This is a genomic window from Nitratireductor aquibiodomus NL21 = JCM 21793 (genome assembly GCF_000615975.1).
GTDB lineage: Bacteria > Pseudomonadota > Alphaproteobacteria > Rhizobiales > Rhizobiaceae > Nitratireductor > Nitratireductor aquibiodomus.
This window is the reverse complement of sequence record NZ_BAMP01000018.1, coordinates 1-14,007: the sequence shown is the minus strand read 5'-3', so window position 1 is coordinate 14,007 and position 14,007 is coordinate 1. Positions and strand designations below refer to the sequence as shown.

The window sequence follows — 14,007 nt, the reverse complement described above, 5'->3', positions numbered from 1 at the left end:
GATCTTGGATTATGGCACGTTACGACGTTCAGGAAGCAGGCTTCGGTACGGCTGGTTCGTCCACCCAGGCCGACGTGCTGTTTCAACTTGGAATGATGTATGCGACCGGCCGCGACTGCGATGTCGACCTGGTGGCCGCGCACAAATGGTTCAACATTGCAGCCATCAAGGGCTCCGAGCGCGCTGCGGAGCTGCGCTCGGAACTGGCCGCCGGCATGTCCAAGCCGGAATTGGCCAGGGCGCTGCGCGATGCCCGTGAATGGATGACGATGCACTGATGCTGATGCCGGGGGGCGGAACGTTCAGGATCCGGTCTGAAACGGGCCGGGTCCTGAACGCAGGGCGCCTTTACGTGTGCGCGAGTCTACTCTGCTTCCTGAAAGCGGACGAGCATCGCGCCGTCATTGACCTGCAGACCTTCGGTCGCGATTTCGGCGACGACGCCGTCATGCGGCGCGGTGATGGTGTGCTCCATCTTCATCGCTTCGAGCACCAGTAGCGGCTGACCCTTCTGGACCGTCTCGTTGACCGAAGCGCGCACCAGCTTCACCAGCCCGGGCATCGGAGCTCTGAGCCGGTCGCCGCCGCCGCTTTCCTCGGCTGCCTGCAGCCGGTCCGGCACCTTGAGCGTCAGCGCATCCGCGCCCTCGAACACCGTAATATGGCCCGGCCATGAAGCGATGCGGGTGGGGTCATCGCGGCGTACGATGATTGGCCGGCTGGCTTCATCGTCACCAAGGTGAACTGCCAGCGCGCCATCGGCCTGCGCCGCCACGCGGGCTTCCACCGCCTCTTCACCGTTTATCAGCGTGCGTTTGTGGCGGAGCGGCCCGAAATGGCCGTAACCCGAAATTGTGGAAAACGGATCGGATGTATCTTCTGAAGATGCGGCTCCGCTCGTTGCCGCAATGGCTGCCGCAAGATGCCGCGCCTTAAGAGGGGCAGTTTTGGTCAGAACGTCCTGCTTGCGTCCGATCAGGCCGGTCTCCAGTCGCCCGGCAGAAAAATCATCGTCGCGCAGAAGTCGTGTCAGAAAGCCGAGATTGACGGTCGAGCCGGCGACCTCGGTCTTCTCGAGCGCGTCGGCGAGCCCCTCAATCGCCTCCTCCCGTGTGGGCGCATGGACAATCAGCTTGGCGATCATCGGATCGTAGAACGGGGTTATGGCATCCTTTTCCGCAACGCCGGCATCAATGCGCAGGCGTGCGGTTTCAATGCCATCGGGAAACCGCAAATGGTGCAGGGTCCCGGTTGCCGGCAGGAAGTCACGCGTTGCATCCTCGGCGTAGAGTCGGGCTTCCACCGCATGGCCGCTCACCGTGATTTCGTCCTGTGTGCGTGGCAGGGGCTCGCCCGCCGCCACCCGCAATTGCCATTCCACCAGGTCGACACCCGTAATCATCTCTGTCACTGGATGTTCCACCTGAAGCCGCGTGTTCATCTCCATGAACCAGAACCGGTCCGGCCGCAGTCCTTCCGATGCGTCGACGATGAACTCGATCGTGCCGGCACCGCTGTAGGAAATGGCCCTGGCGGCCTTCACGGCGGCCTCGGTCATCGCCGCCCGCGTTTCTTCGTTCATGCCGGGCGCGGGGGCTTCCTCGATCACCTTCTGATGACGGCGCTGGGCCGAGCAATCGCGTTCGAAGAGATGCACGGCATTTCCGTGGCTGTCGCCAAAAACCTGCACCTCGATGTGCCGGGGTGTCTGAATGTATTTTTCCACCAGCACGCGTTCATCGCCGAAGGCAGCCTTGGCTTCCCGCTGGGCCGCGGCCAGAGCATCCGGGAACGCATCGGGATCGGACACCAGACGCATGCCCTTGCCGCCGCCGCCCGCCCGCGCCTTGATCAGAACCGGATAGCCGATTTCATTGGCCTTGGAAGCGAGCGCGACTAGCGCCTGCGTATCGCCGTGATAGCCGGGAACGACCGGCACTCCCGCTTTTTCCATCAGCCGTTTTGCGGCGTCTTTCAGCCCCATTGCCCGGATGGCCTGCGACGACGGGCCGACAAAGATAAGGCCGGCGTTCTCCACCTTTTCGACGAAGTCGGGATTCTCCGAGAGAAAGCCATAGCCCGGGTGGATGGCCTGCGCTGCGGTTTCAAGCGCAGCAGCGATAATTCTGTCTCCATCGAGATAGCTCTCGGTCGCCGGAGCCGGGCCGATGCACACCGCCTGATCGGCCATGCGCACGTGCAGCGCGTCCCGATCCGCATCGGAATAGACCGCAACCGTGGCGATCCCCAGACGCCTGGCGGTTCGGATGATCCGGACGGCGATTTCCCCACGATTGGCGATCAGAATCTTGTCAAACATGCAGAGCGTTCCTCCTACGAAGCAGAGACACCATAATGCGTTGAGCGTGTTTTGTGGCGGGAAATCTGCTTGGGCCATCATTCATTCCGCAGGAACCGATGCCACGTGCGGTTGCCTCTAGAGTCGACGGCACGGAACGGCATTGAAGGCTGCCGGTGCAGCGGCCCGCATTTTGGGATAGGTTCCTGAATCTGGCAATCCCGCGCAGGCCTGATACAGGCGCCGGGTAATTCATACAGTATCGTCGAGCCCGCAATTCGGTAAGAATACCCAAAACAACTGCTTCATAACCGCATCTTTCAATTATGTTTTTGCCAAAGTGTCGGGGTGTTCATGCGGCTTGCATGTCTGACATGTGCTTTGCGTTCTTTAGATGATCCGTTTTCCGACGCAGAGAATACTGCTGTGTGTATCCCGAAACGGCCTGACTTTGATGGCCTTTTGCCTGGTCCGATCGGGGAATTCCAAAACAGCCGGTTCGCGTTCGACGTAATTTGATCTTGAAACTCTGTACGCGCGTTTGAGCTGCTCGAGTAGTGAAGCGTTGCGAAACCGGGAGCGTATGGCCTCTCGGCGCGCGGGTAGCAAAACAACAGGCGAGAAAAGGCGGACCGGTGGGGTTGCACTCCCGGTGAACCGCAGCGGCCGCGCGTACGACAGTGAGTTTGGGACCTTCGGAGGCGTGAAGCGGAGCAATTCGCTGAACTTGTCAGCAGACAACAGATGGAAATTCCATGATGAAATATTCACCATCCCGCTTTCTGTTCGCGAGTAGTCTTGTAACAATCTCGGCTACTCTGCAAATCGGCCCGCTCTTAGCAGCAGACATGGAGGGGAGGGAGGTTATTCCCGAGCCGCCGCTTTTTTCTCCGTCACCCCTGAGGCAGAACGCCCGTATCGTCGGAGGCGCGCCCATGCAGGGAACGGTTGGCGGAGCTCCAATGGTCGTGCCGGGAGACGGTTCCCCCGTATACAAGGGGGACGAATTGCCACCGCTGGTCGACCTCGAGGGCGATTGTGGCGGTGTGGCCTGTCCTGCCGCGATGCGGGGAAAGATGCTGGACAACAGCTCCGTTGGCAGGCTGCGGATCGGTGAGAACACGGAACGGGCGGGGCCCGGTGACCGGCCTGCCGTCCCGTTCGTCATTTCCGTTGATGGCCAGGTCGTCGATGAAAGTGGCCAGATCACGAACGAGGGCATGTTTGGCGTCTCGCCTAATGCACGTTCCGTCGACAAGCAGCGGAAGACAGATCTCGATCTGAGTTCCGTGGATATTCAGATCAAGTTCGACGGGCTGGACGCCGAGCCATTGCTCAACGTGTCGACCGTGCCCGTACAGCGCATCTTTCGGGAAGGGGAGCCAATCCGTTTCTATGCGACCTCCAATTATCCTGCATTCATCAGTCGGGCAGAGGTGCGCATATACGAGGACAATGTCGCCTGGGCCAACAAGCCTGTGGCTGTCGTCCCGATCAATGTTAACGACGAGGCCGCCTGGGTCATGCCCGCACGAAGCGGCCGTGAGTTCCGCTATGTGCTGCGTGTCTACGATGCCAAGGGCCGCTTCGATGAAACGGTGCCGATGACCATCGCCAGCACGCGCGGCGAATTCCTCTCCGATTCCGGACATGGCGTGGCGCCGGGCAATGCGGAGGACCGGACTGCCTTCCGCAATATTCCGGTCTATGGCGGTGCGATAACGGTCTATGGCAAGAATGTTCCCGATGGATATGGGATCGTCGCCTTTGACGAGCTCGTGCCACTTGATCCAAAGGGCACTTTCGTCACCCAGCGCATTCTGCCGCCAGGCCAGCATGTGGTCGATGTCGCTGTCGACGGCGGTTCGAAGGCGGGTGGCCTTTACTTCAGCCGGGATGTCAACATACCGACAAACGACTGGTTCTATGTCGCGCTTGCAGACTTCACCGTCGGCAAGCGGACCGGCGACAGCGGAATTGAGGAGGTACGGACGGGCGAATTCGACAAGGTGTGGAATTCGGGCCGCCTGGCATTCTATCTCCGCGGTAAGATCAAGGGAAAATTCCTTCTCACAGCGGCCGCCGATACCGGCGAAAACGAGGTGAGGAACCTTTTCAGGGACCTTGATGCCCGAGACCCGAGGGAACTCCTCCGTCGCATTGATCCAGACAAGTATTATCCTGTGTATGGGGATGACTCCACCTCGGTGGAAGATGCTCCCACAAACGGGAAATTCTATGTGCGCCTGCAGCGCGGTGAAAGTCATGTGATGTGGGGCAACTACAAGACCAAGATTTCAGGCACGCGCTTCCTGCAGGTGGATCGCGGTCTCTATGGCGCCGAGATGGTCCTCCGCTCGGCAGGCAACACCGCGAATGGCCAGCCCAAGTTCGAAGCAACGGCCTTTGCCGCCAAACCTGATACACTGCCGCAGCGTGACGAGTTCCTGGGGACCGGCGGCTCCGCCTATTTTCTCAAGCGGCAGCGCATCATAGAGGGTTCCGAAACCCTGCATATCGAATATCGGGACAAGGTCACTGGCCGGATCATCGAACGGCGGGCGCTGGTCTATGGCGAAGATTACACGATCGACTATCTGCAGGGTGTCGTCATTCTCGACGCGCCATTGTCATCCGGTTCTATTGATGACGGTGCGGTTCGCGATGGCGCACTGGGTGGTCTCAAGGCCTATATGGTCGCCCAGTACGAATACCGCGCTCGCGCGGGCGATATGGAGAACTACGTCTTTGGCGGCCGCGCGCAGACCTGGGTCGGAAAACATGTTCGACTGGGCGCAACGGGGATCAAGGATTCAACGGGACTGTCTGACCAGAAAGCCTATGGCGCAGACCTCAGGGTCCAGCGTTCAGATGATACCTATATCGACGGTGAGATTGCCTATTCGAAGGGCCCCGGCTTTGGGCTGTCTCGCTCCACGGATGGCGGTCTGACCCTGGCCGATCAGGATACGGCGGGGCGTGAGGGCCTCTCGGCGAAAGCCTGGAGCTCCGTGGTCAAATGGCCTTCAAGGATTTCCGCTGGCTCGGCACTGCCGGCAGACTTGGCGGCTACTACGAGCAGAAGGAGGCCGGTTTTTCCAGCGTGACCGAGCAGGTGGATGCTGATGAACGCAGCTGGGGCGTCGAAACCGAAATTCCTCTGAGCGCCAACATGAACCTCAAATTGTCGTATGACGATTATCAGAATGAGGAGGGGCGGGAGCGCAGCGATGCGGAGCTCGAAGTCAGCTACGCCTTTGACGCCTACTGGAAAGCTGCATTCGGCATTGCATATTCGAAGCTTCATTCGCCGGCAGCGATTGCTTCGGGCAAATCCGGTTATGACGGTACCCGGCTGGATGCAGGTCTGCGCGTCGACTATCGGCAGAATGACGACTACCTCTACTACGGTTTCGTGCAGGGCACGGTGGATCGGAAAGGCAACATTGCCAAGAATGATCGTTACGGCGTTGGTGCCGAAGTACGTCTGAGTGAGAAACTCGGTGCTGAGGGTGAGGTATCCTGGGGCAAGTCGGGAATTGGCGGTCTCGCAGCCCTGACCTACGACCCGACGCCGGAAGATCACTACTACATCGGTTATCGCCTCGATCCCGATCGCGCGACCGATGGCAGCTATGGCTATGATCTGCAGGGTCGTGACCATGGTGCGGTGGTCGCGGGTGTGAAGAAGCGCATGAGCGATGTAATCTCGGCCTATTCGGAAGCCGATTTCGATCTCTTCGGACGCCGCAATTCACTGGCTCAGCGCTATGGTGTCATTTACACACCGGATGTCGCATGGACCTTTGATGGCGGTATCGAAGCCGGCAACATCGAGGATGAGCGCATCAATCCCGCGACCGGATCGCCATATGCCGACTTCGAACGTTATGCAGGTTCGCTGGGTGTCGGCTTCAAGGATGAAGAGATGGGTGTCAGCGCACGCGTTCGAGGCGAAGCCCGTTTTGAGCGGTCCGACGACGAAACCCGCACCCGCAACACCTATGTCATGAGTGCCGGTGCTACCATGGATCACGACGGGTACGGTCGGGTTCTTGGAAGTGTCGATGCCGTTATCTCACAGACGCCATTTGGAACATACTACAACGGAGACTATATCGAGGGATCGCTGGGGTACGCCTATCGACCGGTGGACAACGATCTGCTGAACGCATTGCTGCGGTATACATATCTCTACAACCTTCCCGGCAATGACCAGATCAGCAGCATGTCGCGTTCGACGAACGGGCCGCTTCAGCGCAGCCACATTGTCTCCGCTGACCTGACCTACGATCTCCTGCCATGGCTCTCCATTGGTGGCAAATACGGTATGCGTCTCGGCGAGATCCGGGCAAGGAGCCGTGACGGCAGCAAGTCAATGGGTAGCTGGGAGAAGTCTTCGGCACATCTTGGCATCCTTCGCGCCGACCTGCATGTGGTCAAGAACTGGGATGCGATGATTGAAGGACGGGCATTCTATCTTCCGGAAATCGAGTCCATGGACTACGGCGCCCTCGCAGCCTCTACCGGCATGTTGGCAACAACTTCAAGGTCGGTGCGGGTTACAATTTCGGGCGCTTCTCAGACGATCTCCGTGATCTGACGCTGGACGACCGCGGAGCCTTCCTGAACGTTGTCGGGAAGTTCTGAGGCCCGAGGCGGGCGTCGCTCGAGGGGGGGAGGCGCCCGCCACTCCACTCCCGACAGCGAGAGCAACCTGTCCTCATTTGGACAAAGTCATTGTCGAAAGTCGCGGGACATTAAACCGCCAGGGCTTCCTTTCCGAAGCTCTGGCGGTCTGTTATTTCAGTTGCAGCAATTCGGTCGGAAGCGCTGGGTATTATGGGGGCACTGGATTTGGTCAATATCCGCTGGGCGTATGCAGCTGCGGCAGTGGCGTTTTTTCCAGGCGTGGCGCTGGCTGACTGGAAGCCGGTCGAGCGCATCGAACCTTACACCATTTCCGGCTCGACAGCTCTCGATCTCTACAGGTCCATCGGCGAACGCGGACCAAAGCTCGGCGTGCGCCGTGTGATCGCCTACACGGATTTCAGGCTGACCTGGCAACGGGATTATCAGCCGCGCAACGACGGTGCCTGCGTTCTGGCATCGGCGAAACCGAAGCTGACCATCACCTATCGCCTGCCGAAGGTTTCAGGCAGCCTTCCCCCGCAGACGCAGGCGGCATGGGAGCGCTTCAGTGACGGTGTGCGAACCCACGAGCGTGTCCACGGAGAGATCATCACCGACATGGTGAAGAAGATCGAGGCCGTATCCGTCGGCCTGCGTGCAGAGCAGGATCCGGGGTGCCGGAAGGTGCGGGTGAAACTGCAGGAACATCTTGGCCGCCTGTCCCAGGAGCAGCGTCAGCGCAGCCGCGAATTCGACCGGGTCGAGATGGGCGATGGCGGCAATGTCCACCGCCTGGTGATGGAATTCATCAATGGTGACAGGCAACGCAGCAACTGACGCCCCCTGTCCGAAATCCTACATCCTGAAAACACCGAACTTCGTATCGCCGATCGGCGCATTCAGAGCAGAGCCGAGCGAGAGGGCAAGCACTTCGCGTGTCTTCGCAGGGTCGACAATGCCATCATCCCAAAGTCGCGCGCTCGAATAAAGCGGATGGCCTTCACGTTCGTATTTCTCCAGAATGGGCCGGCGAAAATCGGCCTCTTCCTCCGCACTCCAGTGTCCGCCTTTACGCTCGATGCCTTCGCGCTTGACGATGGAAAGCACGGTTGCCGCCTGCTCGCCGCCCATCACTGAAATGCGCGCATTGGGCCACATCCAGAGGAAGCGGGGAGAATAGGCCCGGCCGCACATGCCGTAATTGCCGGCGCCGAACGAGCCGCCGATGATCGCTGTCACCTTGGGCACCTGTGCGGTTGCGACCGCAGTCACCAGCTTGGCGCCGTCGCGCGCGATACCCCCGGCCTCATATTTGCGTCCGACCATGAAGCCGGTGATGTTCTGGAGGAAAACAAGCGGGATTTTCCGCTGGCAGCACAATTCGATGAAATGCGCGCCTTTCAGCGCACTTTCGGAGAAAAGCACGCCATTGTTCGCCAGAATGCCCACCGGAATCCCGTAAATATGGGCAAACCCGGTAATGAGCGTGGTGCCGTAATTGGCCTTGAATTCATCGAACTCGGAGCCATCCACCACGCGTGCGATCACCTCGCGCACATCGTAAGGCTGGCGGGTATCGCTGGGGATGATGCCATAGATCTCGTGCGGGTCGTAAACCGGTGGAATCGGTTTGCGAAGATCGAGCGATATGCTCTTCTTTCGATTCAGGTTTTTGACGATGCGCCGCACGATCGCGAGCGCATGCTCATCGTCCAGCGCATAGTGGTCGGCAACGCCGGATTCGCGTGTATGCACCTCCGCGCCGCCGAGTTCCTCCGCCGTTACCACTTCGCCGGTGGCCGCCTTCACGAGCGGCGGGCCGCCGAGGAAGATGGTGGCGTTGCCTTTCACCATCACCGTTTCGTCACTCATTGCTGGCACATAGCGCCGCCGGCCGTGCACGACCCCATTACGCAGGCGATCTGCGGAATGCCCTTCGCCGACATGTTGGCTGATTGTAGAAGATGCGGCCGAAATGATCCCGGTCGGGAAACACTTCGTCCTGGTTTGGAAGATTGGCACCGCCTGAATCCACCAGATAGACGCAGGGCAGATTGTTTTCGAGCGCGATCTCCTGCGCGCGCAGATGCTTCTTGACCGTCAGTGGATAATAGGTGCCGCCTTTCACCGTGGCGTCGTTGACGACGATGACGCATTCGCGTCCCTCGATGCGCCCCACACCGGCAATCAGGCCGGCAGAGGCGATGTCCCCGCCATACATGTCGAAGGCGGCGAACTGGCCGATCTCGAGAAATGGCGCGCCCACATCGAGCAGTTGCGCAAGCCGTTCGCGCGGCAGAAGCTTGCCGCGTTTAACATGGCGTTCACGCGCCTCGTCCGACCCGCCGCGCTCGATCACGGCGGCATTCTCGGCCATTTCGCCGACCAGCGCCTGCATGCGGTTGAAATTGGCCCTGTATGCGTCGGAGGAAGGGGAAAGCTGCGATTGAAGGACGGTCATGCGATCTCCTGCGGCGAATAGGGCACTATGCCCAATCCGTGGTTTGATTCCCATGCTCTGGCAAGCCGCCCGCGTCGCGCAGCATGCGTGCCATGTGCATAAGGTTGAAGGTCATGAATGTCAGATTGCGGCGTGTGAACGCGCTGTCATAGCCGGCACGTTTGCCGTCTTCGGTTTCATCGCCGTAGGAGGGACCGGGACCGGCTTCGCCAATCCAGCCGCAATCGGCCTGGGGCGGGATCGTATAGCCTACATGCTGAAGGGAGTAGAGCACGGTCTTTGCTACATGCTTGATGCCATCCTCATTGCCGGTGATGACGGCCCCGCCAACTTTGCCATAGTAGATATACTGGTCCTTCGCGTTGCGCTGGCCGGAATGGGCGTAGAGCCGTTCGATGATAAGACGGCAGATGGAGCTCTCCTCACCAAGCCAGATGGGCGAACCGATCACCAGAATGTCGGCTTCACTCACCTTTGGCCAAATCTTCTCCGGCCAGTCGTCGACCGCCGCTCCTTCTTTGCGCATATCCGGCGACACCCCGAAGGCAATGTTGAAATCGGCGGCGCGCAAGTATTCGGTCCCAACGCCGCACCGATCCATAAGCGCCAGGGAATCCTGCATGAGGTCTTCCGTGTGCGAGGCGGCCCGATCACTCGGTTTCAGTGTCGTGTTGATGAACAGCGCCTTCAGGTCCGAAAAATCGGCGGTGTTTTCATCGGCAAGGCGCTTCTGCAGAACATTCAGCGGCATGATACTTCTCCTGACGTGTCTGACCACGGTCAACGCGCGGGAGCGGACATGGTTCTCACGCCTCCGACATCATCTCGCGCCCGATCAGCCAGCGTCTGATCTCGCTCGTTCCGGCGCCGATCTCGTAGAGCTTTGCGTCCCTCAGAAGCCGTCCTGCGGGGAACTCGTTCACATAGCCATTGCCGCCCAGAAGCTGGATTGCGTCAAGTGCCGTCAGGGTTGCTTTCTCCGCCGCATAGAGGATGCAGCCGGCCGCATCCTTGCGGGTTGTCTCGCCCCGGTCGCAGGCGGACGCCACGGCATAGACGTAGGCGCGGCAGGCATTCATCGCCGTGTACATGTCGGCGAGCTTGCCCTGCACGAGCTGGAACGAACCGACCGGCTGGCCGAATTGCTCGCGCTCGCGCACATAGGGCGCGGCCACGTCGAGGCAGGCAGCCATGATGCCAACCGGTCCGCCGGCCAGTACCACACGCTCATAGTCGAGCCCGGACATCAACACGTTGACGCCCTTGCCCTCTTCGCCGAGCAGGTTCTCGAACGGCACTTCGACGTCCTCGAACACCAGTTCGCCCGTGTTGGAGCCGCGCATGCCGAGCTTGTCGAGCTTCTGGGCGACGGAGAACCCCTTCATGTCGCGCTCGATGATGAAGGCGGTGATGCCGCGCGGCCCTGCGGCGGGATCGGTTTTTGCATAGACACCAGCGTGCCCGCATCCGGGCCGTTGGTGATCCACATCTTCGACCCGTTGAGGACGAAGCGGTCATTGCGCTTTTCCGCCCGAAGTTTCATGGAGACGACGTCGGAACCCGCACCTGTTTCCGACATGGCCAGCGCGCCCACGGTTTCGCCCGAGCACAGGGCGGGGAGGTATTTTTCCTTCTGCGCGTCGTTCCCCCAGCGGCGGATCTGGTTGACGCAGAGATTGGAGTGCGCGCCATAGGAGAGGCCGACCGAAGCGGATGCCCGTGAAATCTCCTCCATCGCAACCACATGCGCCAGATAACCGAGACCCGAGCCGCCATGATCCGGATCGACCGTCATGCCCAGCAGGCCGAGCGCACCCATTTCCTGCCAGAGATGGGCGGGAAACTCGTTGCTCTCGTCGATTTGCGCCGCCAACGGCGCGATCTTTTCCTGTGCAAAGCGATGCGTCATCTCCCGCAGCGCGTCGATGTCCTCGCCAAGCCCGAAATTCATTGATCCGGTGTACATCGGTCTCCTCCGGTCACGTCTCAGCGCCCACAAGGCGCATGGTCATGGTGTGGTAATTAGCGGCGACTTCATCTTCGGAAAGTCGCAGTTCCGGGCGGAACCAGACAATCACGCCCGTGATCATCTGAATGATCGCCATCGCTGTCAGCGCTACATCGTCGATGCGGAACACGCCGTCGCGCTGGCCGTCTGCCAGAATGCGCCGCAGCTCGCCTTCATACTGGCTGCGCATGCCCAGAATGTGCCGGAGGCGTTCCTCGGAGAGGCTGCGCAGTTCCAGATTGCTCACATGGGTGGCGTTGCGGCGCGAAAGATGAAAGCGGATGTGGTTCTCGACAAATGCTGCAAGGCGTCCTGCCGGCCTTTCTTTTTCGGAGCCAGTTGCAGGACGCACTTCCCCCCAGGAAGCGATCAGGTTTTCCATGTGCTCGCACATGAGCGCGTAGAGCAGTTCTTCCTTGGTCGGAAAATAGCGGTAGAGCGCGGCTGGCTGTACACCGACCTGGCCCGCAAGCTGGCGCATCGACATCGCCTCGAAGCCAAGCCGTGCGATGAGCTCCAGCGCAGCCTCGCGGATCGCCGCTTCCGTCTTTTCACCGTCAGAACCGGTCGTTCGCGCCATGGAGCCTCCCTTTCCACAATAATAAAACGAACGTTCAATTAATTCAAGGATAGAGAGAGGCGGATAGAAAACTTTGCCTCCTTCATATCCGGGATGACGGGGCAGGGCGGTCTTTGCGCTTGGGGAGAAAACGGAGCCGCACGGACGGGACAGAAGCACGTATGCCAATGCGTTGATGCCAGGGCGGGAAACCGGGAAAATCGGCCCTGTTCTCCATACCGTCATGCCCGGTTGACACGGGCGGCTCCGTTGCAGTTAGAATGCGACTGCCGGGCCGGGGTTCCAGAATTTACCCGCTTCGGTTCAAAGCGCTTCCAGAAGCGTATCAGTCGACGTGACCTTGCAGAACTCGAAGCCGAGCGTCGCCACGTGAGCGCGGTGCACGTCTTCGGCGCTAAGCGAGCCTCCCTTGCCATCCGGAAGCGCGAAACAGTCGCAGGCATCCTCCACCAGCATCATTGCCCACCCCATATTCGCGCCCGTGCGGATTGTGTCGAGACGCACATGTCGGTGGAAATGCCACATGTGACCACCGTTTTCGCACCAAGTCGGCGCAGCTGAGGTCGAGATCGGTTCCGATGAATGCAGAGTTGACGCTCTTGGTCACGAGTTGCTCGCCGGCCAGCGGCTCGAAGCCCGGCCGCATCGCATGGCCAGGTTCACCCGGGCGAAGGGTGGAGCCGGTTTCGACGGAATCATGGCGCACGTGAATGACGGGCCGCCGTGCCTTCCGCCACGCCGCGAGCAGGGCGAGGGCATTCCGGTCGACATCATTGTTCCAGCGTTGCGGCCAGGGAGGGCCATCGAAGGCCTGCTGGAAATCGACCAGCAGAAGAACGGCATCATTCAAATCAGTCTGGAAAGTCATTGCCTGTTCGTTTCCCTGAGCGCTGTTTGTTAGGGTCAAGACCCATTAATATGGCCGCAATGGTCGGCCTGATTCGTGCGGATACGCGAAGCAAGGCCGCAGGAAGACTTCATGTCTTTCAAGGTCTTGCGACAAAGTAGGCCGTGCAAATCAGGCCGATCCGAAGGACGTTCGATAGACCGGCGACCTGCTGCGTCAAACCCCTTGACCGGGGGGAGGACCCCGCTCTGCGGGCTTCTCCTTGCATCTCTTGGTCTATCGATCGCCATTGCGGCCATATTAATGGGTCCTGACCCTTAGCGACTATAGCCCCGCTCACAAGAGCCATTGCCGTGTTTTCCCGCGCGCTTCTGGACCAAAACGTCCAGGAAAAGCAGCGCTGCTCCCGTCGCAAGCCCGCCCGCAAGCACCATGCCTGCGGCGATCGGGCCCAAGGTCTGAAGGGTGAAAGCTGCGAGGGACAGAACAGCAAGAAGCGCCAGATTGTTGGCGCTTTCGGAAAGTGCGAGAACAAGTCCCCGTGTATCGCCGGCCCTCTGTGCGATCAGGGCCGTGCTGGCAGGTGCGGCAAAACCCAGCGCCACGCCCCATCCACCAAGACAAAGGAGTGCTCCTGCAAGCGGGAGCGGTGCGAACAGGAACACGGCGAAGGTGAGGATTAGCAGCAGAACGGCGGCAAAAAGTAGCGCCTGATCGCCGCGAAGCATCCGTTTGGCAACGCCGACTGAAAAATTGCCGATCGCCAGCCCGACACCGAAGAAGCCGACCGAGAGGCCGGTCTGAAGTGTGTCTGTCGCAAAGCGCTGGCGCAGCATTTCACCGCTGAGACCGAAGGCCGCGACAGCTGCCCCGTTCCAGAGAGCCTTTGCCGCAAGGAGCGTGAGAACATCACGTTTCAGGCCCCTGAAACGCGGCCGGACCGCCATCGCATATGTTTCTCCATCGAACCGGAGAACCTGGCCGACCGGAAACATCAGCAGGAGGCAGCCGGCGGCACTTGCCAGAAACGGCGCACGCCATCCGAAAACCTGCGTGAGAATGCCCGCGAGTGCGGGGCCGAGGGCGATGCCGGCCGTCATGCCGAGCATCACGAGCCCCATGGCCTCAGCATGCCGCGCTTCCGGGACCCTGTCGGCAATCAGGCAAAGACGGCGGGGAT

General features: G+C 60.2%; 8 protein-coding genes and 3 pseudogenes. 4 read left to right on the top strand and 7 right to left on the bottom strand.

Annotated features, from left to right (window positions below; genetic code table 11):
* The first annotated feature begins 11 nt into the window (after positions 1–11).
* The gene (locus tag JCM21793_RS07245) at positions 12–278 is read left to right on the top strand and encodes an SEL1-like repeat protein (RefSeq protein ID WP_007008458.1); all 267 of its coding nucleotides are present in this window, start codon (positions 12–14) and stop codon (positions 276–278) included.
* Between the two features lie 86 nt (positions 279–364).
* Here the strand turns inward: JCM21793_RS07245 and JCM21793_RS07240 are convergent, their stop codons facing one another.
* The gene (locus JCM21793_RS07240) at positions 365–2,320 is read right to left on the bottom strand and encodes an acetyl/propionyl/methylcrotonyl-CoA carboxylase subunit alpha (RefSeq protein WP_025029935.1); all 1,956 of its coding nucleotides are present in this window, start codon (positions 2,318–2,320) and stop codon (positions 365–367) included.
* Between the two features lie 914 nt (positions 2,321–3,234).
* Between JCM21793_RS07240 and JCM21793_RS30170 the strand changes: the two genes are divergently transcribed.
* The 3 genes from JCM21793_RS30170 to JCM21793_RS07230 all read left to right on the top strand — a co-directional run bounded on the left by JCM21793_RS30170 (position 3,235) and on the right by JCM21793_RS07230 (position 7,768).
* On the top strand, positions 3,235–5,406 hold the full coding sequence (locus JCM21793_RS30170; protein ID WP_244439692.1) for a hypothetical protein: 2,172 nt from the start codon (positions 3,235–3,237) through the stop codon (positions 5,404–5,406).
* On the top strand, positions 5,319–6,902 hold the full coding sequence (locus tag JCM21793_RS30165) for an SRPBCC family protein (protein WP_244439691.1): 1,584 nt from the start codon (positions 5,319–5,321) through the stop codon (positions 6,900–6,902). The genes JCM21793_RS30170 and JCM21793_RS30165 overlap by 88 nt, the downstream gene beginning before the upstream one ends.
* Positions 6,903–7,141: 239 nt before the next feature.
* A complete protein-coding gene (locus JCM21793_RS07230; protein ID WP_007008461.1) occupies positions 7,142–7,768 on the top strand; it encodes a DUF922 domain-containing Zn-dependent protease in 627 nt (208 codons plus the stop codon).
* Between the two features lie 18 nt (positions 7,769–7,786).
* On the opposite strand, the pseudogene JCM21793_RS24645 reads toward JCM21793_RS07230, so the two are convergent.
* The 6 genes and pseudogenes from JCM21793_RS24645 to JCM21793_RS24630 all read right to left on the bottom strand — a co-directional run.
* A pseudogene (locus tag JCM21793_RS24645) lies at positions 7,787–9,392 on the bottom strand (carboxyl transferase domain-containing protein).
* Between the two features lie 25 nt (positions 9,393–9,417).
* Positions 9,418–10,143 (bottom strand): flavodoxin family protein, encoded by a 726-nt coding sequence (locus JCM21793_RS07220; RefSeq protein ID WP_025029934.1) that lies wholly within the window; start codon positions 10,141–10,143, stop codon positions 9,418–9,420.
* 55 nt (positions 10,144–10,198) lie between these two features.
* Positions 10,199–11,358, bottom strand: a pseudogene (locus JCM21793_RS24640) (isovaleryl-CoA dehydrogenase).
* A 13-nt stretch (positions 11,359–11,371) separates the two neighbouring features.
* Positions 11,372–11,980 (bottom strand): TetR/AcrR family transcriptional regulator, encoded by a 609-nt coding sequence (locus JCM21793_RS07210; RefSeq protein ID WP_007008464.1) that lies wholly within the window; start codon positions 11,978–11,980, stop codon positions 11,372–11,374.
* Positions 11,981–12,283: 303 nt separating this feature from the next.
* Positions 12,284–12,848, bottom strand: a pseudogene (locus JCM21793_RS24635) (cysteine hydrolase family protein).
* A 296-nt stretch (positions 12,849–13,144) separates the two neighbouring features.
* Positions 13,145–14,007 (bottom strand): MFS transporter (locus tag JCM21793_RS24630; protein ID WP_051556132.1); only part of this gene is annotated, 863 nt, incomplete at its 5' end.

Coding starts and splice junctions, on each gene's coding strand:
- JCM21793_RS07230 (WP_007008461.1), top strand. CDS start 7,142: ATGGGGGCACTGGATTTGGTCAATATCCGCTGGGCGTATGCAGCTGCG.
- JCM21793_RS07240 (WP_025029935.1), bottom strand. CDS start 2,320: ATGTTTGACAAGATTCTGATCGCCAATCGTGGGGAAATCGCCGTCCGG.
- JCM21793_RS30170 (WP_244439692.1), top strand. CDS start 3,235: ATGCAGGGAACGGTTGGCGGAGCTCCAATGGTCGTGCCGGGAGACGGT.
- JCM21793_RS07210 (WP_007008464.1), bottom strand. CDS start 11,980: ATGGCGCGAACGACCGGTTCTGACGGTGAAAAGACGGAAGCGGCGATC.
- JCM21793_RS07245 (WP_007008458.1), top strand. CDS start 12: ATGGCACGTTACGACGTTCAGGAAGCAGGCTTCGGTACGGCTGGTTCG.
- JCM21793_RS07220 (WP_025029934.1), bottom strand. CDS start 10,143: ATGCCGCTGAATGTTCTGCAGAAGCGCCTTGCCGATGAAAACACCGCC.
- JCM21793_RS30165 (WP_244439691.1), top strand. CDS start 5,319: ATGGCCTTCAAGGATTTCCGCTGGCTCGGCACTGCCGGCAGACTTGGC.